Annotated in this window: 21 protein-coding genes; 5 read left to right on the top strand and 16 right to left on the bottom strand. The window is 69.3% G+C overall.

Annotated features, from left to right (window positions below; genetic code table 11):
- The 13 genes from ABKW26_RS18120 to ABKW26_RS18060 all read right to left on the bottom strand — a co-directional run.
- Positions 1-77 (bottom strand): prepilin-type N-terminal cleavage/methylation domain-containing protein (locus ABKW26_RS18120; RefSeq protein WP_348595480.1); only part of this gene is annotated, 77 nt, incomplete at its 3' end.
- Between the two features lie 177 nt (positions 78-254).
- The gene (locus ABKW26_RS18115; RefSeq protein WP_348595477.1) at positions 255-692 is read right to left on the bottom strand and encodes a prepilin-type N-terminal cleavage/methylation domain-containing protein; all 438 of its coding nucleotides are present in this window, start codon (positions 690-692) and stop codon (positions 255-257) included.
- Positions 692-1,921, bottom strand: coding sequence for a type II secretion system F family protein (locus ABKW26_RS18110; protein WP_348595476.1), 1,230 nt, complete (start codon positions 1,919-1,921; stop codon positions 692-694). The genes ABKW26_RS18115 and ABKW26_RS18110 overlap by 1 nt, the downstream gene beginning before the upstream one ends.
- Positions 1,921-3,081, bottom strand: coding sequence for a type IV pilus twitching motility protein PilT (locus ABKW26_RS18105; protein ID WP_348595475.1), 1,161 nt, complete (start codon positions 3,079-3,081; stop codon positions 1,921-1,923). Before ABKW26_RS18105 ends, ABKW26_RS18110 begins: the two co-directional genes overlap by 1 nt.
- Before the next feature lie 498 nt (positions 3,082-3,579).
- The gene (locus ABKW26_RS18100; RefSeq protein WP_348595474.1) at positions 3,580-5,256 is read right to left on the bottom strand and encodes an ATPase, T2SS/T4P/T4SS family; all 1,677 of its coding nucleotides are present in this window, start codon (positions 5,254-5,256) and stop codon (positions 3,580-3,582) included.
- A 133-nt stretch (positions 5,257-5,389) separates the two neighbouring features.
- A complete protein-coding gene (locus ABKW26_RS18095; protein WP_348595473.1) occupies positions 5,390-6,268 on the bottom strand; it encodes a shikimate dehydrogenase in 879 nt (292 codons plus the stop codon).
- Positions 6,265-7,434: an endolytic transglycosylase MltG gene (mltG, locus tag ABKW26_RS18090; RefSeq protein WP_348595472.1), complete on the bottom strand. Its 1,170-nt coding sequence runs from the start codon at positions 7,432-7,434 to the stop codon at positions 6,265-6,267. Before mltG ends, ABKW26_RS18095 begins: the two co-directional genes overlap by 4 nt.
- Positions 7,435-7,531: 97 nt before the next feature.
- Positions 7,532-8,017, bottom strand: a complete 486-nt coding sequence (gene ruvX, locus ABKW26_RS18085; RefSeq protein ID WP_348595471.1) for a Holliday junction resolvase RuvX — start codon at positions 8,015-8,017, stop codon at positions 7,532-7,534.
- A 3-nt stretch (positions 8,018-8,020) separates the two neighbouring features.
- Positions 8,021-10,714 (bottom strand): alanine--tRNA ligase, encoded by a 2,694-nt coding sequence (gene alaS, locus ABKW26_RS18080; RefSeq protein WP_348595470.1) that lies wholly within the window; start codon positions 10,712-10,714, stop codon positions 8,021-8,023.
- A gap of 170 nt (positions 10,715-10,884) precedes the next feature.
- Positions 10,885-11,250, bottom strand: coding sequence for a hypothetical protein (locus ABKW26_RS18075; protein ID WP_348595469.1), 366 nt, complete (start codon positions 11,248-11,250; stop codon positions 10,885-10,887).
- Positions 11,250-11,624, bottom strand: a complete 375-nt coding sequence (locus ABKW26_RS18070) for a DUF948 domain-containing protein (RefSeq protein WP_348595468.1) — start codon at positions 11,622-11,624, stop codon at positions 11,250-11,252. Before ABKW26_RS18070 ends, ABKW26_RS18075 begins: the two co-directional genes overlap by 1 nt.
- A gap of 146 nt (positions 11,625-11,770) precedes the next feature.
- Positions 11,771-12,397, bottom strand: a complete 627-nt coding sequence (rpsD, locus tag ABKW26_RS18065) for a 30S ribosomal protein S4 (protein ID WP_348595467.1) — start codon at positions 12,395-12,397, stop codon at positions 11,771-11,773.
- Positions 12,398-12,590: 193 nt separating this feature from the next.
- The gene (locus ABKW26_RS18060; RefSeq protein ID WP_348595466.1) at positions 12,591-13,970 is read right to left on the bottom strand and encodes a replication-associated recombination protein A; all 1,380 of its coding nucleotides are present in this window, start codon (positions 13,968-13,970) and stop codon (positions 12,591-12,593) included.
- A gap of 98 nt (positions 13,971-14,068) precedes the next feature.
- On the opposite strand from ABKW26_RS18060, the gene ABKW26_RS18055 reads away from it, so the two are divergent.
- From ABKW26_RS18055 to ABKW26_RS18045, 3 genes are all read left to right on the top strand, one after another.
- Entirely contained in the window at positions 14,069-16,312 is a 2,244-nt protein-coding gene (locus ABKW26_RS18055; RefSeq protein WP_348595464.1) for an MMPL family transporter, read from the top strand.
- An 82-nt stretch (positions 16,313-16,394) separates the two neighbouring features.
- Positions 16,395-16,598, top strand: coding sequence for a hypothetical protein (locus tag ABKW26_RS18050; protein WP_348595462.1), 204 nt, complete (start codon positions 16,395-16,397; stop codon positions 16,596-16,598).
- Complete coding sequence (locus tag ABKW26_RS18045) at positions 16,595-17,062, top strand: hypothetical protein (protein WP_348595460.1); 468 nt, start codon at positions 16,595-16,597, stop codon at positions 17,060-17,062. Before ABKW26_RS18050 ends, ABKW26_RS18045 begins: the two co-directional genes overlap by 4 nt.
- An 88-nt stretch (positions 17,063-17,150) precedes the next feature.
- Here ABKW26_RS18045 and aspS read toward each other — a convergent pair whose 3' ends face one another.
- On the bottom strand, positions 17,151-18,926 hold the full coding sequence (gene aspS / locus ABKW26_RS18040) for an aspartate--tRNA ligase (RefSeq protein ID WP_348595459.1): 1,776 nt from the start codon (positions 18,924-18,926) through the stop codon (positions 17,151-17,153).
- A 67-nt stretch (positions 18,927-18,993) separates the two neighbouring features.
- Entirely contained in the window at positions 18,994-20,385 is a 1,392-nt protein-coding gene (gene hisS / locus ABKW26_RS18035; RefSeq protein WP_348595458.1) for a histidine--tRNA ligase, read from the bottom strand.
- A 257-nt stretch (positions 20,386-20,642) separates the two neighbouring features.
- On the opposite strand from hisS, the gene ABKW26_RS18030 reads away from it, so the two are divergent.
- A complete protein-coding gene (locus tag ABKW26_RS18030; RefSeq protein WP_348595457.1) occupies positions 20,643-22,235 on the top strand; it encodes a DUF349 domain-containing protein in 1,593 nt (530 codons plus the stop codon).
- A gap of 137 nt (positions 22,236-22,372) precedes the next feature.
- Positions 22,373-23,017 carry a type IV toxin-antitoxin system AbiEi family antitoxin gene (locus ABKW26_RS18025; protein ID WP_348595456.1) on the top strand — a complete coding sequence of 215 codons (645 nt, stop codon included), beginning with the start codon at positions 22,373-22,375 and terminating at the stop codon, positions 23,015-23,017.
- Here the strand turns inward: ABKW26_RS18025 and ABKW26_RS18020 are convergent.
- Positions 22,977-25,358: a bifunctional (p)ppGpp synthetase/guanosine-3',5'-bis(diphosphate) 3'-pyrophosphohydrolase gene (locus ABKW26_RS18020; protein ID WP_348595455.1), complete on the bottom strand. Its 2,382-nt coding sequence runs from the start codon at positions 25,356-25,358 to the stop codon at positions 22,977-22,979. The two genes, ABKW26_RS18025 and ABKW26_RS18020, sit on opposite strands and share 41 nt — an antisense overlap.
- Positions 25,359-25,368: the final 10 nt, after the last annotated feature.

Here is a 25,368-nt window from a genome sequence, read left to right as displayed (position 1 = left end):
ATCGCGGCGAGGATACCGATGATGATGATGACGACGAGGAGCTCGATGAGCGTGAAGCCCTTGTCCTTCTCGTTCATCGACTTGTGGATGCGAGCAATCATGCTCGGCCTCTTTTCAGGTTCAGTGTCAAAGTGAGAATGAAGCCGGTCACACTCTCGACCGGGTACTACGGCATCTCTATCGGACTGATGCAACCGGAACTTAAGGTTGTTCGCCGCTGACGTGAGCATTTCACCCGCTCCAGCGGTCCCGCGCTACGGGAGAACGAAGGAGACCGACCCCGAGCAGGCCGTCACGCCCTTGGCCTGGAGGCCGCCCTCGCTGCGGTAGACCCAGCTCTGCGTCGTCGAAACTCCCGAGCTCCTGCTGCCCTGGAGGCAGTAGTCACTACTGCTCTGGAACACTCTCACCTCGGTGCCCGCCGTCAGGCGCAGCCCGTCACGGAGTGCGGCCTCCGACACCGGGGCACCGTCGGTGCGGATCGCTTCGACGGCACCCGCCACCAGACGCAGGTCGCTCTTGACCGTCGCGTCTGCCGCACGCTCACGTTGTCCGAGGAGGACCGGCACTGCGATGGCCGCAAGGATCCCAAGGATTGCGATGACGACGAGGACCTCGATGAGAGAGAACCCACGGTCGCTCGCTCCCGCGCTCCCCCGACCGCGGCCCCGCGGCGCGCGTCGCCCAGCCATCACTGGATGAGGTCGAAGATGCCGAAGATCGGCATGTACATGGCGATCACCATGCCACCGATGATGGACCCGAGGACGACGATCATGAGGGGCTCGATGAGGCTCGTCAGCTGCTCTGTCGTCGCCTCGACCTCCTGGTCGTAGAACTCCGAGATCTTCTGCAGCATGGTGTCGAGCGCACCCGTGTCTTCACCGACGGCCATCATCTGCACCACCATCGGCGGGAAGACGGCGTGCTGCGAGAGCGGGCCCGTGAGCGACTGCCCCGATCGGACGGACTCTTGAACGGCCTTGGTCGCTCGCTCGATGACGAGGTTTCCGCTCGTCTCGCCGACGATGTCGAGCGCCTGGAGGATCGGCACACCCGCGTGGAGCATCGCGCCGAAGTTCCTCGTGAAGCGCGCGACCGCGATCTTCCGGAAGAGGTTCCCGAACACCGGGACCTTGAGCTTCCACGGATCGAGCACCTCGCGCACGGTGCGGTCGTTCTTGTGCTTGCCCCACCACGCGGCGAAGACGCCAAGGACCACGAGGATCGGGACAGCACCCCACTTGAGGCCCACCGACATCGACATGAGGATCTTCGTCGGCAACGGCAGCTCACCGCCGAGCGACGAGAACATCCCAGCGAAGACCGGGACGATGAAGAGGAGCATGCCGCTCGTCGCGAGGATCGCGATGACGAACACGACGACCGGGTAGGTCATCGCGGACTTGATCTTGCCTCGCAGCTTGACCTCGTCCTCGAAGTTCTCCGCCACCGAGACGAGCACCTGGTCGAGGAAGCCACCAATCTCGCCGGCCTTGACCATGTTGATCATCAGCGGCGGGAACACGGCTTCGTGCTTGCCGAGCGCCTGGGAGAACGAGATGCCTGCCTCGACGTCGCTGCGCACCTGCATGAGGACCTTTGCGAGCGGCTTGCTCTCCGTCTGCTCGGCGAGGATCGAGATCGCGCGCAGCAACGAGAGGCCCGCATTGATCATCGTGGCCAGCTGCCGCGCCATGATCGCGAGATCCTTGAGGCCGATCTTGTCCCCGAACCCGGGGATGTTGATCTCCCGCTGCATACCGCCGGTGTTCACCTCGGCGATGGAGATCGGCGAGACGCCCATGGTCTTAAGCCGGTTGGCGACCGCTGACTGGCTCGCGGCCTCGATCCGTCCCTTGACGAGCTTCCCGGTCTTGTCCCGGACGACGTAGTCGAACGCCTTGGTCATGGTGGCCATCACAACGCCCTGTTCTGGTAGGAGGCGCCGCCCATGTTGGCGTTGGCGAGGCCCGCACCAGCGCCCGAACCTGAGGACCGGCCGGTGAGCCGGTTGAAGTCTGCGATGTGGTGGCAGTTCTCCAGTCCGGTCTCGTAGGAGATCCGACCGGTGCGCGCGAGATCGGCGAGGTGCTGGTCGAGGGTATGCATCCCGTGCTGCGCACCGGCCTGCATCGCGGAGTAGACCTGGTGAGTCTTGCCCTCACGGATGAGGTTGCGGATGGCGGGAGTCGCGATCATGACCTCGGTCGCCACCGCACGCCCGGGTCCATCAGCACGCTTGCACAGCGTCTGGCACACGACACCCTGGAGCGCCCCGGCGAGCTGCGTCCGCACCTGACCCTGCTGCTCGGGTGGGAACACGTCGATGATGCGGTCGATCGTCTGCGCGGCATCCTGGGTGTGGAGGGTCGCGAAGACGAGGTGCCCCGTCTCCGCAGCCGTGAGCGCGACCGAGATGGTCTCGAGGTCACGCATCTCACCGACGAGGATGATGTCCGGGTCCTGACGCAGCACGTGCTTGAGCGCGCTGGCGAAGCTGTGCGTGTCCTGGCCCACCTCGCGCTGGTTGATGATCGACTTCTTGTGGCGGTGGAGGTACTCGATCGGGTCTTCGACCGTCATGATGTGGTCGGCACGGGTCCGGTTCGCGAGGTCGACGATCGACGCGAGCGTCGTCGACTTCCCCGATCCTGTCGGACCGGTGACCAGCACCAGTCCACGCGGGAGCCCGGCAAAGTTCGCGACCACACCGGGGATCCCGAGGTCCTCGAGCGGCTTGATCTCGTACGGGATCACGCGGAAGGCCGCGCCGATGGACTCACGCTGCTGGTAGAGGTTCACACGGAAGCGGGCGAGACCCCTCACCGAGTAGGAGACGTCGAGCTCGAGGTTCGCCTCGAACTTCTCCCGCTGCTTCTGGGTGAGGACGCTGTAGAGGGTCCGCTGGAGCCCTTCGGGCATGATCCCCTCATAGCCCTCGAGCGCTACGAGCGACCCGTCGCGCCGGATCATCGGCGGAGCGCCGACCGTCAGGTGAAGGTCGGACGCACCGGCCTCGACCATGGAGCGCAGCACGCGGTCGAGATCGACGTCGCTGGCCTGCGCCTGCTGGCTCATCCCGATACGGGTCGCTGACGGGGCACCGGGACGCTGGGCCTGAGCGGGTCGCTGGGGCGCCTGCGCGGGCGGAAGGGGCGCCGGGGCCGCAGACGGCGGGGCGGGAGCAGAGGGTGAAGCTGGAGCAGAGGGCGGCCGCGGTGCGACCGACTGCTGCTGCGATGGTGGTGGCGCATAGTGCGCCTGGGTCACTGAAGCCTGAGGTGCAGGGGGCTGGGGCGCAGCGGTCTGCGGTGCGTACGAGGACCGAGCGGGCTGCGCGGCAGCCGGGGCGCGCTGTGGCTCGGCCGGACGGTACGCGCCCTGCTCGGCGAGGGAGCGCCTCGTCGGGATGTCACCGAGCGGCGCGAACCGCTGGGGCACTGGTGCGCCCGCGGGCCCTGCAGGTGACCGGGGATCGCCCGCCGGCGCGGTGAACTCGTTCACAGATCAGCCTCTCGGTTTCGACAGCCGCGCTCTCCGCGCGACGCTTGCTTATCGGCGGGAAGACCGCCGACCTTAAGCAACGACCCGGACGATCTCCTCGATGGACGTCTGTCCCTGGACGACCTTCATCCAGCCGTCGTCCCGCAGTGTCCGCATCCCCTGGGCGATCGCCGTCTTGAGAATCTCTGCCGACGAGGAACCGTTGACCGCGTGGCGCTCGATCTCCTCGGTGACACGCATGACCTCGTGGAGCGCCAGACGACCCTTGTAGCCGGTGTTCGAGCAGGTCACGCAGCCCGCCGGCCGGTGCAGCACCGGCTTCTCTTCACCGGGCAGCCATGGGAAGCGCGATGCGACGAGCTCGTCGTCGCTCGGCTCGTAGCGTTCCTTGCACTTGCCGCACAATCGACGCGCCAGTCGCTGGGCGACGATGCAGTCGATCGCGGACCCGACGAGGAATGGCTCGATGCCCATCTCGACAAGTCGCGTCACCGCGGACGGGGCGTCGTTGGTGTGCAGGGTCGACAGGACGAGGTGACCGGTGAGCGCCGCCTCGATGGCGATCTGGGCGGTCTCGTGGTCACGGATCTCACCGAGGAGGACGACGTCGGGGTCGGACCGCAGGATCGATCGCAGCGCACCGGCGAACGTCAGACCCGCCTTCGGGTTGACCTGCACCTGGTTGATGCCGGGGAGCCGGTACTCGACCGGGTCCTCGACCGTGATGACGTTGATCTCCGGCTTCGACACCGCGTTGAGGGTCGCGTACAGCGTCGTCGACTTACCGGACCCGGTCGGTCCCGTCACGAGGATCATGCCGTACGGCTTGTTGAAGGCTTCTGCGTAGACCTCGTAGTTCTCGTCGCCGAAGGACAGGTCCCGCAGGTCCAGGCTGGCGGTCGAGTTGTCGAGGATACGCATGACGATCTTCTCGCCCCACACGGTCGGCAGCGTAGCGACGCGGAGGTCGATCTTGCGACCGTTGTGGTTGATCGACATGCGGCCGTCCTGGGGCTTGCGTCGCTCGGCGATGTCGATGTCCGAGAGAATCTTCACGCGCGAGGTCACACCACCGGCGATGTTCTTGGGTGAACGCTGCATCTCGTGGAGCACGCCGTCGATCCGGTAGCGGACCCGGAGGTCGTGCTCCCCCGGTTCGATGTGGATGTCGGAGGCACGGTCGGTGATCGCCTGCGACACGATGAGGTTGACGTAGCGCACGATGGGCGCGTCGTCCTCGACAGAGTCGCCGATCTTGGACACATCGAAGTCGACGAGGTTGTGCTGCTCCTCCTCGAACGCTGTCGTAAGGTCGTCCATCTCTCCGTCAGCACGCACGAAGCGGTCGATCGCGCGCGCCAGGTCTTCGTGGGTCGCGACGACCGGCACGACCTGCAGGCCGGTCATCGACCGCACGTCGTCGACCGCGAGGACGTTGCCGGGGTCTGCCATCGCGAGAAGGATCGCGCCGTTCTCGAACGCGACGGGAAGAACCGTGTACCGGCGACACACCGCTCCAGGCAGCCGGCTCACGGCAGTCCTGTCAACCGGATACGTGTCGAGGTCGACGAACTGCATGCCGACCTGGCCTGCGAGGGTGGAGACGAGCTGCCCCTCGGTGAGGACGCCGAGCTCGACGAGCACCCGTCCGAGGCTCGTGCCGCGGGTGACCTGTTCGTCGAGCGCTGCCATGAGCTGCGCCTCGGTGACCATGCCCTCCTCGAGGAGGATCTCTCCGAGCTGCTTCATGCCTGTCCTCTCGACCCGCGTCGGAGATCCCGCGAGGGTGCACCGACAGCATTCACCTACCGTCAGTCATCTCATCGGCAGGGAGGTGCAGGATCGTGAGGGTTTGGCCTGGTGAAGATCGCTCGATGGCGCGTCAGCGCAGAGCGAGCCCGAGCGCGTCGCTCATGGCGTCGAGCGGGGCAGGGTGCCCGGTCATGAGCCTGACCTGCTCGGCGGCCTGGTGGAGCAGCATCCGCTCCCCCGGCACGCTCACTCCTCCGAGCTGGGCCCAGGCGCTGGCGAGCGCCGTGGGCCGCGGCTCGTAGGCGACGTCGAGCAGGATGCCGCGCGGGGCGGTCCTGCGCTCGAGGATCTCTGCAGCGACCGGGTCGGCACCGTGCGCGGGCAGCGTCGAGACGATGACGTCGGCTGCGAGCATCGCTGCCGGGGCGCCGTCCATGACGCGGAAGCGCGGCGTCACACCCATGCGGTGCGCGGCACGCTGGAGGTCGCCGGTGCGTCCGAGCGAGCGGACGAAGACGTCGACCGTCGGGCAACCGAGCTCGGCGAGGGCGGCGAGGGCGGAGGCGGCCGTCGCACCGGCGCCGAGCACGACGGCGTTGCCGACCGGGGTGCGCGAGGGGGCTGCGCCACCGTCGCCCACAGCGCCGGGCCCTGCCGGAGAGCCCTCCCCCAGTGCCGCGACGATGCCATACACGTCCGTGTTGGCCCCGACGAGCGTCGTCGTGCCCCCCACGTCCTGGAAGAGCACCGTGTTCACCGCTCCCGTGACCTCAGCGAGCGGATCGATGTGGTCGAGGCGCCCGATGATCGTCTGCTTGAGCGGCATGGTCAGGCTCAGCCCTGCCCAGGTCGTGTCCGTCTCGGCGAGGAACGTGTCGAGCGCGTCCTGGGGGACGTCACGTGCCTCGTAGTGCCACCCGGTCAGACCGAGCGCCTCGTAGGCCGCTCGGTGGAGGACCGGCGACAGCGAGTGCGCGATGGGATGGCCGAGGACTGCTGCGCGCCTCACTCGCCCGCGTTCTCCCGCAGCCAAGCCTGGTAGAGCTCGACATTCTTGGTGTGCTCCGTCCAGGTGGCGGCGAAGCGCGTCTCCTGCGTGACAGGGTTGACCGAGACGAAGTAGATGTAGTCCGTGACCGGTGGGTTGAGCACCGCGTTGATCGAGTCGATGCTGGGCGAGGCGATCGGGGCCGGCGGGAGGCCGGCGTAGAGGTACGTGTTGTACGGGCTGTCGATCGCCCGGTCTTCGGCGGTGGTGGTCGCGTCGGAGGTCCCGCCGACGAGGTAGTGGACGGTCGAGTCCATCTCGAGCTTCTTGGGGAGGGCGAGGCGGTTCTCGATGACGCTCGCGACGTTCGGCCTGTCGTTCGCGCCGGCCTCACGCTCGACGATGGACGCCTTGGTGAGCACCGTCAGCCGGTTCTCCACCGGGACGCCCAGCTCGTCGAGCTTGACGACGGTCCGACGGATCATCTCGGTGACCATCTGTGCGGGTGTGACGTCGAGGCCGAACTCGTAGCGGTCACCCCAGAGCCAGCCGTCGATCTCACCGCCCGCCTCAGCGGGCAGCCCGAGCGCAGCAGTGTCAGCGAGCGACGCCGTGACTTCGTCTTCGGTCACGCCCGTGACCTTGGCGATCTTCGCGATGACGTCCTTCTTCGTCGAGCCCGGGAGCACGTCGAACATGTAGTCCGCGCGGTTCTCCGGGTTGAGGAGGGCGACGACCACGTCGGACGCCTTCATCTCCTTGAAGAGGTTGTACGTCCCGGGCTGGATGCTCGCCGACGAGGCGTTCGCCGTGTAGGCCGCGACGAAGCCGGCCTGTGACGCGACGACGCCAGCCTCGGTGAGCGTCGCGCCCATCTGCGACCCGGTCGCGCCGGCGTCGACGGTGATCTGGACCTCGCCCGTGCCTGGGCCGGGAAAGTCAAGGACCTCTTCCGTGCCCGGGCCGAGCCCGTCGAGCCCGCTGAAGAACTCGACGCCGCGGGTCCAGACGAAGTAGCCACCGGCTCCGATGATCACGACCGCGATGAGGACGCTGAGCAGCGCGCGGCGTCGCCGCTTGGCCGCACGCTTGCGCTCTTCGCGCAGGGCGCGCTTCTCCGCCCGAGACAGGCTCACGTCAGCCTGGCGCTCGTCGGAGACTGCTGGTCCCTCGAACAGATCGTTCACCGGTCAATGCCTCCACACTCGTCAGAGCCTCGTCGCCGTGCACGTTGCGGACAAGCCGACAACCTACTGCAGTTGAGTGCTCAATGACATATACGACTTATCTCACCAGCTCGCCGACACGGGTTGCCGCGTGTCGTTCACCGTCCAGCGCGGACTGCAGGATCACCACGGCTGCCGCCTGATCGACGACGGCGCGGTGCTTGCGGCCCGCCCTCCCGGAGGCGTGCAGTGCTTGGTGCGCGCTAACAGTACTCATCCGCTCGTCCACCAGACGAACCGGGACGGGGTCGACAGCACGAGCGATCGTTCCAGCGTACGCGCGCGCGGCCACCGATGCCGCCCCCTCGGCGCCCGAAAGGTGCCGCGGGAGCCCGACATACACAACCTTCACACCGCGCTCCTCCACCTCGTGCGCAATGCGCACGACGTCCGGGGGCACGGTCGTCGTGTCACCGTCGGCACCCATGACGCGCGCGACAGTGTCGACTGGCGTCGCGACGAGACCGTCCGGATCGCTCACGGCGACGCCGACACGGACGCTTCCGACGTCGACGCAGAGGCGAGGGCCGCGCTCGAGGCTCATGTCTCAGCCGCGCAGCGTGGCCGCGACGCCGTCGCGCACGCCGGAGAGCGCCGCAGGCAGGGCGGTGGCGTCCTGCCCGCCGCCCTGGGCCATGTCGTCCTTGCCGCCGCCGCCGCCGCCGAGGGTCGCGGACGCGGCCTTGGCCAGAGCGCCGGCCTTGAGGCCGAGCTCGCGCGCCGGCGCGTTGGTCACGATGACGACGAGCGGACGCTCCTTGCTCACACCACCGATCGCGACGACGGAGGGAGCCGCGTCGCTCAGGCGACCCCGGATGTCGAGCGCGAGGGCGCGCAGGTCGTCAGCGGACGCGACGGCGCCCGCGTCGTGGACCACGACCCGAGCCCCGTCGAGCACCTCGGCGGATGCTGCGAGCGTGCCCGCAGCCGCGAGGAGCTGTCCCTGCCGCAGCCCTGCGAGCTCCTTCTCGGTCTCCTTGAGGCGAGACAGCAGGCTGCCGATACGGTCGGGCAGCTCGTCCGTGCGGACGTTGAGCATCCCGGTGAGCTGACCGACGAGAGCATGCTCCTTGGCCTGGAAGCCGTAGGCGCCGTCGCCGACGAGAGCATCGACGCGCCGGACACCCGATCCGATGGACGCTTCGCCGAGCAGCGTGACGAGCCCGAGCTGACCGGACCGCTTGACGTGGGTCCCTGCGCACAGCTCCCGGGACCAGTCGTCACCGATGGACACGACACGGACACGGTCTCCGTACTTCTCGCCGAAGAGCGCCATGGCACCGAGCGCGCGGGCCTCGTCGATGTTCATGATCTGCTCGGTGACCTCGAGGTCCTCGGCGAGCTGGGTGTTGACGCGCTCCTCGATCTCGCCGAGGACGCCCTGCGGGATCGCCTGGCTCGCCCGGAAGTCGAACCGGATCCGGCTCGGGGCGTTCTCGGACCCGGCCTGGGTCGCATCCTTGCCGAGGGACTCCTGCAGCGCCTTGTGGATCATGTGCGTGGCGGAGTGCGCGCGGCTGATGGCTTTGCGGCGCGCACGATCGATCGTCGCCGTGCCGGGCTCACCGAGCGCCGCAGTCCCGTCGACGAGACGGCCCCGGTGCACGGACAGGCCCTTGATGGGTGCCTGCACGTCGTCGACCTCGATCGTCGCGCCGCTGTCGAGCACGATGGTGCCGTGGTCGGCGAGCTGACCACCGGCCTCGGCGTAGAACGGCGTGCGGTCGAGGATGACCTCGACCGCGGCCGGCGCGGTCGCAGCCGGAGCGGGCACACCGTCGACGACGAGGCCGACGACGCTGACGCGTGCGGTCGAGTCCGTGTAGCCGACGAACTCGACGGCCGCACCCAGCGTGCTGTGGAGCGTCTCGTAGGCTGCCTTGTCCGCGCCACCCGTCCGCTTGCCGATCGCGTCGGCACGCGCACGGTCCCGCTGCGCCTGCATGAGGCTGCGGAACGCGGTCTCGTCGACGGTCACACCCTGCTCGGACGCCATCTCGAGCGTGAGGTCGATGGGGAAGCCGTAGGTGTCGTGGAGGGCAAAGGCCTCCTCGCCGCCGAGCCGCGGCGTGCCGGCCTCGCCCGCGGCGGACTTGGCGTTGCGGACGGCGGTGTCGAGGATGGTCGTCCCGGAGACGAGCGTGCGACGGAACGCCTCCTCCTCGGCGTACGCGATCGCCGACAGGCGGTCGAACTCGAGACCGAGGTTCGGGTAGGACGCCTGCATGGCGTCCCGGCTCGCCGGGAACAGGTGCGGGAGGGCCGGCTCGTCCACGCCGAGCAGGCGCATGGCGCGCACGCTACGGCGGAGCAGGCGGCGCAGGACGTACCCGCGACCCTCGTTCGAGGGGCGGATGCCGTCACCGATGAGCATGAGCGACGAGCGGATGTGGTCGGCGACCACGCGCATCCGGACATCGTCCTCCGTCGATGCACCATACTGCTTGCCCGAGAGCTCTTGAGCAGCCGTGATGACGGGGAAGACCTCGTCGATCTCGTACATGTTGTCGACACCTTGCAGGAGGTACGCGACACGCTCGAGGCCCATCCCGGTGTCGATGTTCTTCTGCTTGAGCTCACCGAGCAGCGGGAAGTCGTCCTTCGTGCCACCGTCGGCGCGCTCGTACTGCATGAAGACGAGGTTCCAGATCTCGATGTAGCGGTCCTCGTCGACGACTGGGCCACCCTCGGCCCCGTAGGCGGGGCCGCGGTCCACGTAGATCTCCGAGCAGGGTCCGGCCGGTCCGCGCGCTCCCGTCGACCAGAAGTTGTCTCGCATCCCCCGGGACTGGATCCGCTCGTCGGGGAGTCCTGCCACCGACTTCCACAGCTGGCGCGCCTCGTCGTCGTCGTGGAAGACCGTGACCCAGATCGTGTCGGGGTCGAAGCCGTACTTGCCCTCGCTCACGGGACCGGTGACGAGGTCCCAGGCGTAGCCGATGGCCTCTTCCTTGAAGTAGTCGCCGAAGGAGAAGTTGCCGTTCATCTGGAAGAACGTCCCGTGACGGGTCGTCTTGCCGACCTCTTCGATGTCCAGCGTACGGACACACTTCTGGACGCTCGTGGCACGCTTCCACGGGGCGGTCTGCTGACCCGTCATGTAGGGGATGAACGGGACCATGCCGGCGATGGTGAAGAGCGTGGACGGGTCCGGCGAGATGAGCGACGCAGACGGCACGACCGTGTGATCGCGCTCGGCGAAGTAGTCGAGCCAGCGCTGGCGGATGTCGGCGGTACGCATGGTGTCCTCTATCGGAAGTCAGAGCCTGCCGGGCAGGTCGATGTGGGGTGGGTGCCCGTCACAGGGAAGCCCGTCAATCCTAGTCAACGCACGTGCCCGGAGAAGCCATCCCCCGGCCGACGGTCAGCGACCGTCGCGCACGAGCACACCCGCCGTCGCGACGGCGGGTCTCAGAACGAGTAGCCGAGCTCCTCGTCGTCGATGTCCTCGACGTCCGCGGCGTAGGTCCGCGCCGTCTCGCGGTCACCGGCCCGCGCGGCCGCGCGCTCCCGTCGTGCCCGCAGGTCGTCCGTCGAGCCTTGCGTCGGAGCGAGGAGTGCGTCCGAGAGCTGCTTCTCGCGCTCGTCCCGCGCTGCACGGAAGTCCGAGAGGAGGCTCCCGGCGGCCGCATGGAGGTTCTCGCTGGTCGACTGCGCCGTCGCGGTCGCGCGGTCGACGAGCGTGGCCGGCGCATACCGACGGACGGCAGCACGGGCCTTGACGATGACGGCGATCGTCGCGACCGAGCCGGTCGCCACCCAGAAGAGCCGTGCCATCAGTCTGTGGTCCCTGTGCGCCCGAACCGTGCGGCTGCAGAGGCGAACGCCTGACGGACCCCGTAGGAGAACGCGGCGACCTTGACGAGCGGCGCTCCGAACGTCGCCGCGTAGAGACCGGTGAGCGCCGAGACGTTCTGGCTGACCTCGGACGCCGCCGTCGTGATCGTGTCGACCTTGACGAGCTGGCTGTTCGCGCTCGCGACGGCGAGCGCGGACTCGTCGAGGATCGGGACCGAGTGCTCGGTGATGTCCTTGATGCTCTGGGTCGTCGTGTCGAGCACCCGACCGAGCTTGATGAGGGGAACGGCCAGGAAGCCGACCAGCGCCACGAACGCGACGGCTGCGATGAGTCCCGCTATCTGACCGATCACTCCACACTCCTCCAAAGGTCTCGACGGACCGGACGACCCGGGACGTCTGACGACGACAGTACCTGCACACACGGACGCCCTGCTCGCAGCAAGGCTGGGAGCAGGGCGTCCGTGTCGGGTCGACGGCCGTACGGCCGCAGGTCAGATCAGCGCGAGTAGTGCTCGACGACGAGCTGGACCTCGGCGGTCACAGGGACCTCGACGCGCTTGGGCGCACGCACGAGCTGGAAGGACAGCTTCTCGAGCTGCACCTCGAGGTACGGCGGAACCTTGGGCAGGACGTCGCGGTGGGCGCCGGCTGCGGCGACCTGGAACGGCGTCATGGCCTGGCTCTTCGGCTTGACCTGGACGGTCTGCCCGGGCTTGACCTTGAACGAGGGACGGTCGACGATCTTTCCGTCGACGAGGATGTGGCGGTGCACCACGGCCTGGCGCGCCTGCAGCGTCGTGCGGGCGAAGCCCGAGCGCAGGACGAGCGCGTCGAGACGCGTCTCGAGGAGCTCGACGAGCGACTCACCGGTCAGTCCGGGAGCCTTGCGGGCCTCCTCGAACGCACGGGCCATCTGCTTCTCGCGGAGGCCGTACTGGGCGCGCAGGCGCTGCTTCTCGCGAAGACGAACGGCGTAGTCGGACTCGGTGCGGCGACGGGCGCGGCCGTGCTCGCCGGGAGGATAGGGGCGCTTCTCGAAGTGCTTGACGGCCTTCGGGGTGAGCGCGATGCCCAGCGCGCGGCTCAGGCGAACCTGGCGGCGCGAACGGGTCACAGAAGTCATGAAGATTCAGTCCGTTCCTGTCGTGATGACGTCACACCCTCGCGCCGAGTGCGCGGGGTGCGGGACCAGCCGGAGGGGAGGAGCGTGCGCTGCACGTGACCGGGAGAAGACGATGGTCACGAACCGCGAAGCGGATCCCACGGGGCCGAGGTCCCAGGTGGCTACCCAGAGGGCAACCTGAGAAGTCTAGCATTCACTCGCCGCGGAGGATCCCGCGCACCTTCTCCAGCCGCTCGGAGACCGTGCGCTCAAAGCCACGGTCGCTCGGGGTGTAGTAGCGCGTCCCGGCGAGCTCGTCCGGCAGGTACTGCTGCGCCGCCACCGCGTGCGGGGCGTCGTGCGCGTAGGCGTAGCCGGCACCGTGGCCCAGTCCCTTCGCTCCCGCGTAGTGCGCATCACGCAGGTGCGGCGGCACCAGACCGACCTTCCCCGCACGGACGTCAGCGAGCGCGGCACCGATCGCAGCGTAGGAGGCGTTCGACTTCGGCGCCGAGGTCACGTGGATGACTGCCTCCGCCAGGACGAGCCCGGCCTCCGGCATGCCGATCATCGCGACGGCGGTCGCGGCGGCCGTCGCTGTCTGCAGCGCGCTCGGGTCGGCCATGCCGACCTCTTCGGCTGCGGCGATGACGATCCTGCGGGCGATGAACCGCGGGTCCTCCCCGGCGGCGATCATGCGTGCGAGGTAGTGGATCGCCGCGTCGACGTCGGAGCCCCGCATCGACTTGATGAAGGCGCTGATGACGTCGTAGTGCTGGTCGCCGTCGCGGTCGTAGCGCACGGCTGCGACGTCGATGGCGCGCTCCATCGTGCTGAGGTCGACGTCGACCGGTGTGTCGCGAGTCGCGGGGGCGGCGAGGTCGGACAGCGCTGCGCCGGCTGCCGCCTCGAGGATCGTCAAGGCCTTGCGCGCGTCTCCCCCGGCGAGCCGCAGGAGGTGCTCCTCGGCATCCTCGGCCAGGTGGACGGTCCCGCCCAGGCCGCGCTCGTCCTCGACCGCCCGGTGGACGAGGGTGCGCACGTCGTCGACGCTCAGCGGCTGGAGGGTGAGGAGGAGCGACCGTGACAGGAGCGGGGAGTTCACCGAGAAGCTCGGGTTCTCCGTCGTGGCGGCGACGAGCGTGACCCACCGGTTCTCGACGCTCGGCAGGAGCGCGTCCTGCTGCGACTTCGAGAAGCGGTGCACCTCGTCGATGAACAGGACGGTCTCGGAGCCGCCGGTCGCGAGACGGCGTCGTGCATCCTCGATGACCGCCCGGACGTCCTTGACCCCGGCGGTGACGGCCGAGAGCTCCACGAAGCGGCGCCCTGAGCTCGTGGCGATGAGGTAGGCCAGGGTCGTCTTGCCCGTGCCGGGCGGTCCCCAGAGGATGACCGATCCCGGCGCCGCGCGCCGCGTCGAGTCTTCGGCCGGCTCGACGAGCCGACGCAGGGGTGAGCCCGGGACGAGCAGGTGGGTCTGGCCCGCGACCTCGTCCAGGGACGCGGGGCGCATCCGCACCGCGAGCGGGGCGCCCGGTCCGGTCGCCGGCACACCCGTGGTCTCCTGCGTCGTCGAGCCGAACAGATCCATGCTGCAAGCGTAGGCGCGCCCGGGCCGGGACACGCCCCCATGCTGCACCGATGTCCTCGCGTAGCCGCCGGGGGCCCCAGGATGGGATGCTGACCAGCGTGTTCGAATCTCTCGGCCGGCGCATCGCGGCCCATCCACGTACGGCCGTCGCGGTCTGGGGCGTCCTCACGCTCCTCGGGGTAGCCCTCGCCGTCGTCGGGGTCCACGGTGAGAGCCTCTTCTCTCGCCTCACCAGCGGCGAGCAGGGGGTCGTAGGTTCCGAGAGCTATGAGGGTGCACGGATCCTCGAGGAGATCAGCACCGGCGGCGAGAACATCTCGCTCATCGTCGACGGGGTCGGCCCCGCAGCCGAGGGGGTCGCCGAGGTCCTCGAGCCCGCCCAGGAGAGCCTGCTCTCCATCGACGGCGTCCTGTCCGTGCTCGATCCCGTCATCGTTCCCGAGGGTCCGGACAGCGACCTCGGTCGCATGTTCACCGCGCTCGACGGGGATGGCTTCCTTGTCGCCGTGTCGCTCGAGCCTGGCCTGTCCCCCGAGGACGAGGCCGAGTCGATCGCCCTCGTCGTCGAGGCTCTCGACGCGATCCCTCCCGCCCTCTCGGCCCAGCACGGTGACGTCGCCGGCCTCGTGGGTGGTACCCCGCTCATCCTCGACGCGGTGACGAGCCAGGTGGAGGAGGACCTCACGACCGGGGAGGCGATCGCGCTGCCCATCGCCCTGATCATCATGGTGTTCGTCTTCGGCGGCTTCCTCGCTGCCGCGATGCCGATGGCCGGGGCGCTAGCGTCGATCGGTGTCGGTCTCGGGTTCCTCCTCGGTCTCTCGTACGTGGTCGACGTGGACGCTTCGGTCGTCAACGTCGTCACCCTGCTCGGCCTCGGGCTCTCGATCGACTACGGGCTGCTCATCGTCTCGCGATTCCGGGAGGAGCTCCGGACCCCGAGCAGGGAGCACGAGCCGCACACCGGCCGGTCGCGGCGGAGGAGCCGCACGGACGCCCAGGTCGAGGCCGCGCTCGTGACGACGATGGCGACCGCGGGGCGGACCGTGGCGTTCTCGGCGCTGACCGTCGCGATCTCGATCGCCGGGCTCATGGTCTTCACCCCGGACATCCTGCGCTCGATCGGCGCGGCCGGACTGGCGGTCATCCTCATCGCGGTGGCGACGGCGCTCACGCTCGTCCCCGCGCTGCTGCGGCTCTCCGGTCGCCGGCTCGACCGCACGGGGATCCTCTCGACCATCCCCGTCCTGCGCGCGATCGTGCGGCGCACCGCCGACGTCGGCGAGGAGGACGGTGTGTTCTCGCGTCTCGCGCGCCGGGTCCAGCGACGCCCAGGATGGGTCGCTGCAGGCTGTGTGCTCGTCCTGCTCGTCCTCGCCTTCCCCGCGCTGGGTCTCCAGATGCGCAATTCCGGCATCGAGCTCCTGCCGGAGTCGTCGCCCCAGCGCGTCTTCGTCTCGCAGCTCGCCGAGCAGTACCCGAGCACCGCGACGCCGGAGATCACCGTCGTCACGACCGGTGAGGTCGCCGACACCCAGGCGTGGATCGCGGACATCCTCACGATCGACGGCGTCGAGGCCGCGACGACCCCCTCCGACACCGACGGCCATCTCACCTTCGGCGTCGAGCTCGTGTCGGGCGACCCGGGAGGGAGCGAGGCGGTCGACGTCGTGACCGCGATCCGCGCCCTCGACACCGACGTCGAGCACTGGGTGACCGGCCAGGCCGCCGCGCAGGTCGACTTCACCGAAGCGCTCCTCGACCGTGTCTGGTTGGCGGTGGCGATCGTCGTCGTGGCCACCCTGATCCTGCTGTTCCTCATGACCGGGTCGCTGATCATCCCCGTCAAGGCGCTGCTGACGAACGCGCTGTCGATCGCCGCCTCGATGGGTGTGCTCGTCTGGGTGTTCCAGGACGGACACCTGTCCGGGCTCCTCGGCTTCACGTCGACGGGCGGCATCGAGACGTTCGTCGTCGCGCTCGTCGTGGCCTTCGCGTTCGGGCTGGCCATGGACTACGAGGTGTTCCTGCTCTCGCGCATCAAGGAGCTGCACGACGCGGGCGAGCACCCTGACGTCGCCGTGAGCGCCGGGCTCCAGCGGTCCGGGCGGATCATCACGTCTGCTGCTGCGGTGATCATCGTCGTGTTCGCCGGCTTCGTCTTCGGCGAGCTGCTCATCATCAAGCAGGTCGGCTTCGCTCTCGCGGTCGCGATCTTCATCGACGCGACGATCGTGCGCATGCTGCTCGTGCCCGCGACGATGACCCTGCTCGGGCGATGGAACTGGTGGGCCCCGGCACCGCTGCGCGCCGTCCACGAGCGGCTCGGGATCATTCACTGAGACCGGGTGAGATCGACGCGACATGCCTCTCGGGCGGGCAGTACCGTGGCGGCCACGAGAGCGCCGGTGCCATGATGTGGCGGTGATCACTTCGCAGCCGCCGTCGGGCGCAGGTCCGGCGACGCGCGCGGTCTACGAGGCGTACCACCGCGACGTGGGTGCACGACGACGTCGGGTCGTCGCGGAACGGTCGATCGTCACCGCCGTCGCCGTCGCCGCGCAGACGCCACATCCGTTCGGCTCGCTCCCGGCCTCTGTGCCGACGTTCCGTCCAGAGAACCGTTGAAGCACCCGGACGACGGCACCGACAGCTGGCCGCAGACCTGGGACGAGTGGTCTCGGCGCGACCGGGACGAGCGCGAGCGTGCAGCGCTGACGATCTCGATCCTCGGGCGACGAGCCCAGACCGGGCATGCGCACGAGGCCGCGGTGCGCGCCTACCGTGCTGCTCGCCGGACCACCACCCTCGCGACGGCCGCCCTGGCGATCCCGCTCGTGACGGGCTGGATCCTCGTCATCCGGGCGCGCGACGCGTCCATCGAGGCAGGGTTCGGGGACAGGAGCTTCGCGCCCGCCGGGTTCGCGCTGCTCGTCCTCACCGCTGCGCTCACGCTGGTGATCCTCCGATGGTGGCGGCGCGTGGTCCGTGCCCGACCCGACGCCCTGCATCTCGAGGTGCACCCCGACTCCCCCGACGCGCCACGCCACCCGACGTTCGACGGGACCGGGACACCGCCACGGCGCTGGTGATGTCAGCCGGTCGCACGTCGATCCGCGCAGATGGCACGGGAGCCCCCACCTCCCGCAGAGGTGGGGGCTCCCCGGTGTGACGCGGTGGTCAGTCGACCGACGGTGCCTTCGGTGCCGCGTCGACGCCCGCCTCCTTGCGCTGCTGCGACGTGATCGGCGCCGGCGCCTGGGTGAGCGGGTCGAAGCCACCTCCGGACTTCGGGAACGCGATGACGTCGCGGATCGACTCGGAGCCGGTGAGGAGCGTGAGGATGCGGTCCCACCCGAGGGCGATCCCGCCGTGGGGCGGTGCACCGAAAGCGAAGGCGTCGAGGAGGAAGCCGAACTTCTCCTGCGCCTCGTCCTCGCCGATCCCCATGACCTCGAAGACGCGCTTCTGGACGTCCTGGCGGTGGATACGGATCGATCCACCACCGATCTCGTTGCCGTTGCACACGATGTCGTAGGCGTACGCCAGGGCCTCGCCCGGGTTCTCCTCGAACGTGTCGATCCACTCGGGGGTCGGCGACGTGAACGCGTGGTGCACAGCCGTCCAGGCGCCCTCGCCCACCGCGACGTCGTCGTCCTCGCCCGTCGGCTTGAAGAGCGGGGCGTCGACGACCCACACGAACGCCCACTCGCTCTCGTCGATGAGCCCGGCCCTCTTGCCGATCTCGAGTCGCGCAGCACCGAGGAGCGACCGTGCCTCGGTCGCCTTGCCGGCTGCGAAGAAGATCGCGTCGCCGGGCGTGGCTCCGGTCGCTGCGGCGAGGCCGTCGCGCTCGGTGTCCGTGAGGTTCTTCGCGACGGGGCCGCCGAGCGTCCCGTCCTCGGCGAGGGTCACGTACGCGAGGCCCTTGGCGCCGCGCTGCTTCGCCCACTCCTGCCAGGCGTCGAAGCCTCGGCGCGGCGTCGCGGCCCCGCCCGGCATGACGACCGCACCGACGTAGGGCGCCTGGAAGACGCGGAACGACGTGTCGGCGAAGTAGGTCGTGAGGTCGGTGAGCTCGAGGCCGAACCGCAGGTCCGGCTTGTCGGAGCCAAAACGCTCCATGGCGTCCTTGAACGTCATGCGCGGGATCGGCGTCGGGATGGTGTACCCGATGAGGTCCCACAGAGCGACGAGGATCTGCTCGCCGAGCGCGATGACGTCGTCCTGCTCGACGAAGCTCATCTCGACGTCCAGCTGGGTGAACTCCGGCTGACGGTCGGCGCGGAAGTCCTCGTCGCGGTAGCAGCGGGCGATCTGGTAGTAGCGCTCCATGCCCGCGACCATGAGGAGCTGCTTGAACAGCTGCGGCGACTGCGGCAGCGCGTACCAGGACCCGGGCGCGAGTCGCGCGGGCACGAGGAAGTCACGTGCGCCCTCGGGGGTCGAGCGCGTGAGTGTCGGCGTCTCGATCTCGACGAACTCCTGCGCGTCGAGCACGCGACGCGCAGCGGCGTTCGCCTTGGCGCGCAGCCGCAGGGCGGCAGCGGGCTTCGGGCGGCGCAGGTCGAGGTAGCGGTGCTTGAGACGTGCCTCCTCGCCGATCGTCTCCGTGCCCTCGAGCGCGGTCGAGACCTGGAACGGCAGGGGGGCGGACTCGTTGAGCACGACCACCTCGCTCGCGACGAGCTCGATCGCACCGGTGGCGAGGTTCGTGTTCTCGTTCCCGCCCGGACGGGCGGAGACCTCGCCGGTCACCTGGAGCACGTACTCGTTGCGCAGCGGGTGCGCGACGGCCTCGTCGCGGATGACGACCTGGGCGATGCCGCTCGCGTCGCGCAGGTCGATGAAGGCGACCCCGCCGTGATCGCGGCGACGATCGACCCAGCCCGTGAGGGTGACGGTCTGGCCGACGTGGTCGGCTCGCAGCGATCCAGCAGTGTGGGTGCGTAGCACGGAGAAGCCTCTCAGGAGAGATGGGGCCCGGCGGACCGGGCGTCTGGAGCGGGTCAAGTCTAGGCCCCTAGGACGCCGCCACGACCCCGGGCCACAGGTCGGAGGCCGCTGGCGCCCAGGTGGACGGATCGGCCGCGACCTGCTCGCCGGACCGGATGTCCTTCACCTGGTGCGCTACTGGATCGCCGTCAGGGGACGTCGACTCCGGGAACCACACGAAGGGGATCCCCCGGCGGTCGGCGTACCTGATCTGCTTGCCGAACTTCGCCGCGGAGGGCGCCACCTCCACCGGGATGCCGCGCGAGCGCAGAGCCACGGCGACGGCGTCCGACGCCGCGCGCGACTCCTCGGACGTCACCGCCACGACCACGGCGCTCGGCACCGACCGGGTCGCTCGCACGAGCCGTGCCGAGAGCAACCGCGACACGAGCCGCGAGATGCCGATGGACAGCCCGACACCGGGGTACGTGTTCGCCCCGTCCGACGCGAGCGTGTCGTACCGCCCCCCGGAGCAGATCGAACCGAGGTCCTCGTGGCCCACGAGGACCGTCTCGTAGACCGATCCCGTGTAGTAGTCGAGGCCGCGAGCGATCTTCAGGTCGGCCCGCACCACGCCAGGGGCCCGGACAGCGGCCGCCTCGATGAGCGTGCCGAGCTCGACGAGCCCCTGCTCGAGGAGCTCCGAGGTGATCGAGTGGGCGTTCACGAGCGCCCGCACGCGGTCGATGACCGTACCGTCGTCGCCCGAGACCTGTGCGAGCTGAAGGCACGCGTCAGCCTGCAGCTGGGTCGCCCCGACCTCCTCGACGAGGGCGGCACCGACCTTGGCGGCGCCGATCTTGTCGAGCTTGTCGATGATCCGCAGGACGCCGTCGACGTCGTCGAGCCCGAGGCCCCGGTAGAAGCCCTCGGCGACCTTGCGGTTGTTGACGAGGATCCGGACCTCAGGCACCCCGATCTCCCGGAGCGCGCCGAGCGCCTCCGCCATGACGAGCGGGACCTCGACCTCGAAGTGGTACGGCAGGTCGCCGGCCCCCACGACGTCGATGTCGGCCTGGACGAACTCACGGAACCGACCGTCCTGAGGTCGCTCGCCGCGCCAGACCTTCTGGATCTGGTAGCGCTTGAACGGGAACGCGAGGTGCCCGGCGTTCTCCAGGACGTAGCGAGCGAAGGGCACCGTGAGGTCGAAGTGCAGACCGAGGCCCTGCTTGTCCGCAGCACTCACCGACGCAGACGCGTCCGCGTCGTCCTCCTGGAGGCGGCGCAGGACGTACACCTCCTTGGAGGTCTCCCCCTTGCGCAGCAGCTGGTCGAGAGGCTCGACCGCGCGCGTCTCGATGCCCGCGAAGCCGTGCAGCTCGAACGTCCGCCGGACGGTGTCGAGGATGTGCTGCTCCACGATGCGGTCGGAGGGGAGCCATTCGGGAAAGCCGGAGAGTGGTGTTGGGCGCGCCATAGCTACAGATCTTGTCAGATGCGCCCGGGCACGCCGTCCACGGCCTGCGTGCGCACACGCCAGCGCGGCGTCAGCATACTCGCTCAGACTTCCCTAGACTGTGGTGCAGTCTCTCCTCATGGCGGCCACCCACCGGTCGTCGTGAGATGTGTCACGAGAGAAAGATCACCGGCTTGGGGCTTTCCCAAGCAGTCGCTGACGCGCGGACGGGCGATGCCCGCCCCGCAGCCGTCATCATCCAAGGAGTTGAGCCCCCAGTGAGCGAGAGCACCGAACCCACACCGGATGCGACCACGGACGCCGTGGAGGTCTCGATCGACGCTCAGGCGGAGCCGTCCACGGACGCTCAGGCTGCGCCGTCCACCGAGGGCTCATCGGCCGAGGCCGCGACCGCTCCTGACGCCACGGCACCGGCGGAGCCCGCTCCGGCCGTACCCGCCCCCACGACCGCGGCTCCGCGTCCTGCACCGGTGCCCCGGCCGACACCGCGACCGGTCCCCCGTCCTGCTGCGGCGCCGCAGCAGAATGCTGCGGCCAGCGCGTCCAGCACCACCGCGCCCCCGGTCGCGGCGATCCCGGACGAGGTCGCGCAGACCAAGGCCGCACGCGCCTTCGGACGCGTCGACGACGACGGTACGGTCTACGTCACCGACAGCGCCGGTGAACGCGTCGTCGGGCAGTTCCCAGGAGTCACACCTGACGAGGCGATGAGCCTGTACGTCCGACGCTTCCTCGACCTCCAGGCGAAGATCGCGCTCTTCGAGGCGCGGCTCGGGACCGCCGAGCTCGCATCGAAGGAGATCGACGCGACTCTCGCGAAGATCTCCGACGAGGTGGCCGAGCCGGCCGCCGTCGGCGACCTCGACGGACTCCGCGCGCGGGTCGACGCCATCCGTGGCGTCGCCGCCGCCAAGAGGGCCGAGCTCGACGCGGACCGGGCCGCCGCGAAGGAGGTTGCTCTCGCCGCACGCACGGCCATCGTCGAGGCCGCAGAGCGGCTCGCCGGCACCGAACCGGCGAAGATCCAGTGGAAGCCTGCCGGAGAGGAGCTCCGTGTGCTCCTCGAGCAGTGGAAGACCGCGCAGCGGTCCGGACCGCGCCTGGACCGCCCCTCGGAGGAAGCGCTGTGGAAGCGTTTCTCCCACGCGCGGACCACCTTCGACCGTGAGCGACGCCACTTCTTCGCAGAGCTCGAGAAGCAGAACGCCGGAGCGAAGGCGTCCAAGGCCGCCCTCGTGGCCGAGGCCGAGCGCCTCTCGACGAGCACGGAGTGGGGCGCGACCGCGGGTGCGTACCGCGACCTCATGGACCAGTGGAAGAACGCGGGCCGCGCGAACCGCAAGGACGACGACATGCTCTGGTCGCGGTTCCGCCGTGCCCAGGACGCTTTCTTCTCGGCGCGCGACACGGCCAACGCGGCGACGGACGCCGAGTACGGCGAGAATCTCGTCGTCAAGGAGGCCCTGCTCGTCGAGGCAGAGGCGCTGCTGCCCGTGACCGACCTCGCCCACGCGAAGGCCGCGCTGCGCGGTATCCAGGAGCGGTGGGAAGAGGCCGGCAAGGTGCCACGCGGAGACGTCCAGCGCGTCGAAGGTCGCATGCGGGCCGTCGAGACGGCCGTCCGTGACGCCGAGCAGGCGAAGTGGACCCGCTCGAACCCCGAGACTCGCGCCCGTGCCGAGGGTGCCGCCGCGCAGCTCGAAGCGGCGATCGCCGCGCTCGAGGCGGACCTCGAGGCCGCGCGTTCGCGCGACGACGCCCGCAAGGTCAAGGAGATCGAGACAGCACTGGCCGCCCGCCGGTCGTGGCTCGAGCAGGTCGTCAAGGCCGCCGCCGACTCACGCGGCTGAGCTGCACCGTGACTGCCGAGGCCTGAGCACACCAGGTCACCCAGCCGTCAGTCTCACAGGCACCAGAAGAGGCCCGTCATCCACAGGTGGCGGGCCTCTTCTGGTGCCTCAGCGCCGTCGCGGGGCACAGTGGGCGCGTGCCCTCTCCTGCTCCGCTCCCCCGCGACCCGTCCGTCCGCCTCACCCTGGACCAGCTGCTCGTCGAACCGGCCGAGCTGCAGCCGCCGTACTCGCTCGAGTCTCTCGGCGCACGGACCTGGGAGACGGTGGTGCGGGACGGGGACGTCGTCGAGCTGTGGGACGGCCACGGACTCCCCGTGGGCATGGCGACCACGGCCGAGCTGCGCGCGCTCTCGATCGCCCAGCACGTCCCACACGGGGTGGTCGTCGGTCGACGCACTGCCGCCTGGGTCCACACCGGCACTCCCCGGCCCGTGCGCCTGTGCGTCCTCTACGCCGCTCGCGGGTACAGACCGCGCAACACCGTAGGTCTCGAGGTCTCGCAGGCTGCCGTCCGACCGTGGGAGACGGCGGAGATCGGCGGGCTGCGCGTCACGGACCCGACGCGGACGGCGCTCGACGTGGCGACCTGGGTGCACGAGGACGAGGTCCTGCCCGTGCTCGTGCCGCTCCTGCGACACGGCGTGGAGCTCGCCGCGTGCCTGCAACGACTGGACCGGGTCGCGAACTGGCGCGGGGCGGGCCGCGCACGCGCGATGCTGCTCGAGGCGGCACGCGCAATCAGGACAGGATCCGCGTCTCCGCCGTCTTCGAGCCGGTGATGCGATAGACGTCGAAGACGCCCTCGATCTTGCGGACTGCGGACAGGACGGTCGCGAGGTGGGCCGGTTCAGCCATCTCGAAGACGAACCGCGAGACGGCCACCCGGTCGGTCGATGTCGACACGGTCGCCGAGAGGATGTTCACGTGGTTGTCCGACAGCACCTTCGTCACGTCCGAGAGAAGTCGCGAGCGATCGAGCGCCTCCACCTGGATCTGGACGAGGAAGAGCGTGTTGCCTCCGGTCGTCCACTCGACGTCGACGATGCGCTCGGGCTGGGTGCGTAGGCCCTCGACGTTGCCGCAGTCCGCGCGGTGGACGCTGACGCCCTGGCCGCGCGTGATGAAGCCGACGATCTCGTCGCCCGGCACCGGGGTGCAGCACTTGGCGAGCTTCACCCAGATGTCGTCGACCCCCTTGACCGCGACCCCCGGGTCGCCGGTCCGCGGGCGGCGTGCCGCGTGGCCCGGCCGAGCCGTCTCGGCGAGGTCCTCGGCGTTGCCTTCTTCGCCGCCCATGGACTGCACCAGACGGTGGACGACGTTCGCTGCGGAGATCTGTCCCTCGCCGATGGCTGCGTAGAGCGCGGAGACGTCGGCGAACCGCATCTCGTGGGCGGTCGTCACCATGGACTCGTGGGAGAGGATCCGCTGGATCGGTAGGTTCTGCTTGCGCATCGCCTTGGCGATGGCATCCTTGCCCTGCTCGATCGCCTCCTCGCGGCGCTCCTTGGAGAACCACTGCCGGATCTTGTTCTTCGCGCGAGGACTCTTGACGTAGTTGAGCCAGTCACGGCTCGGCCCGGCGGTCTCCGACTTCGAGGTGAGGACCCCGACGACGTCGCCGTTGTCGAGCGTGGAGTCGAGCGGGACGAGGCGCCCGTTGACGCGAGCACCCATCGTGCGGTGCCCGACCTCGGTGTGGACCGCGTACGCGAAGTCGACCGGGGTGGAACCTGCCGGCAGGGCGATGACGTCACCCTTCGGGGTGAAGACGTAGACCTCACCGCCGCTGATCTCGAAGCGCAAGGAGTCGAGGAACTCCGACGGGTCCGCTGTCTCACGCTGCCAGTCGACCAGCTGACGCAACCACTGCATGTCGCTGTTGCCGGCCTCTGGACCCTGCTTCGCAGCCTTGTCGGCCTCCTTGTACTTCCAGTGGGCAGCGACGCCGTACTCCGCACGACGATGCATGTCGTGCGTCCGGATCTGGATCTCGACCGGCTTGCCCCCAGGCCCGATGACCGTCGTGTGCAACGACTGGTACATGTTGAACTTGGGCATCGCGATGTAGTCCTTGAACCGGCCGGGGACCGGGTTCCATCGCGCGTGCAGCGCCCCGAGCGCCGCGTAGCAGTCTCGGACCGAGTCGACGAGGACGCGCGTGCCCACGAGGTCGTAGATCTCGGCGAAGTCGTGTCCACGCACGATCATCTTCTGGTAGATCGAGTAGTAGTGCTTGGGGCGGCCCGTGACGGCAGCCTTGATCTTCGCCGAGCGCAGGTCCGCGACGATCTGCTCGCGCACGAGAGCGAGATACTCCTCGCGAGCGGGCGCCCGCTCCGCCACCAGGTGGACGATCTCGTCGTACACCTTGGGGTAGAGGGTCTGGAAGGACAGGTCCTCCAGCTCCCACTTGATGGTGTTCATGCCCAGCCGGTGCGCGAGCGGCGCATAGATCTCGATCGTCTCGCGGGCCTTGCGCTGCGCGGAGGACGACGGGACGAACTTCCAGGTCCGGGCGTTGTGCAGACGGTCGGCGAGCTTGATGACGAGGACGCGGATGTCCCTCGCCATCGCGACGACCATCTTGCGCACGGTCTCAGCCTGCGCGGCGTCGCCGTAGGTGACCTTGTCCAGCTTGGTCACACCGTCGACGAGCATGGCGATCTCGTCGCCGTACTCGGTCCGCAGCTGGTCGAGCGAGTAGTCCGTGTCCTCGACCGTGTCGTGGAGGAGGGCGGCCGCGAGCGTCGACGGCGTCATCCCCAGCTCGGCGAGGATCGTCGCGACAGCCACGGGGTGCGTGATGTACGGGTCGCCGCTCTTGCGCATCTGCCCGCGGTGCGCCTTCTCGGCGGTGACGTAGGCGCGCTCGATGACGGAGACGTCACCCTTGGGGTGGTTGGCCCGCACGGCCCGCAGCAGCGGCTCGAGCGCGGGCGTGCCGACTGCATGACGTGATCCGAAGCGGACCAGGCGAGACCGGACCCGGCTCGCAGACCCGAGCGTCGGCGCAGCGGACGAGGCCTCGACCTCGCTCACGGGGACCCCGGTCGTGGGTGTGTCGGTGTGCGGCTCACGGCTCGCTGGCACCGGAGTGGTACGCGTTCCTTCGCTCATGCGCGCCTCC

This window comes from Sanguibacter sp. 25GB23B1, assembly GCF_040012415.1.
GTDB lineage: Bacteria > Actinomycetota > Actinomycetes > Actinomycetales > Cellulomonadaceae > Sanguibacter.
The sequence above is the reverse complement of the archived record's forward strand: the minus strand, read 5'-3'. Positions and strand labels throughout refer to the sequence as shown.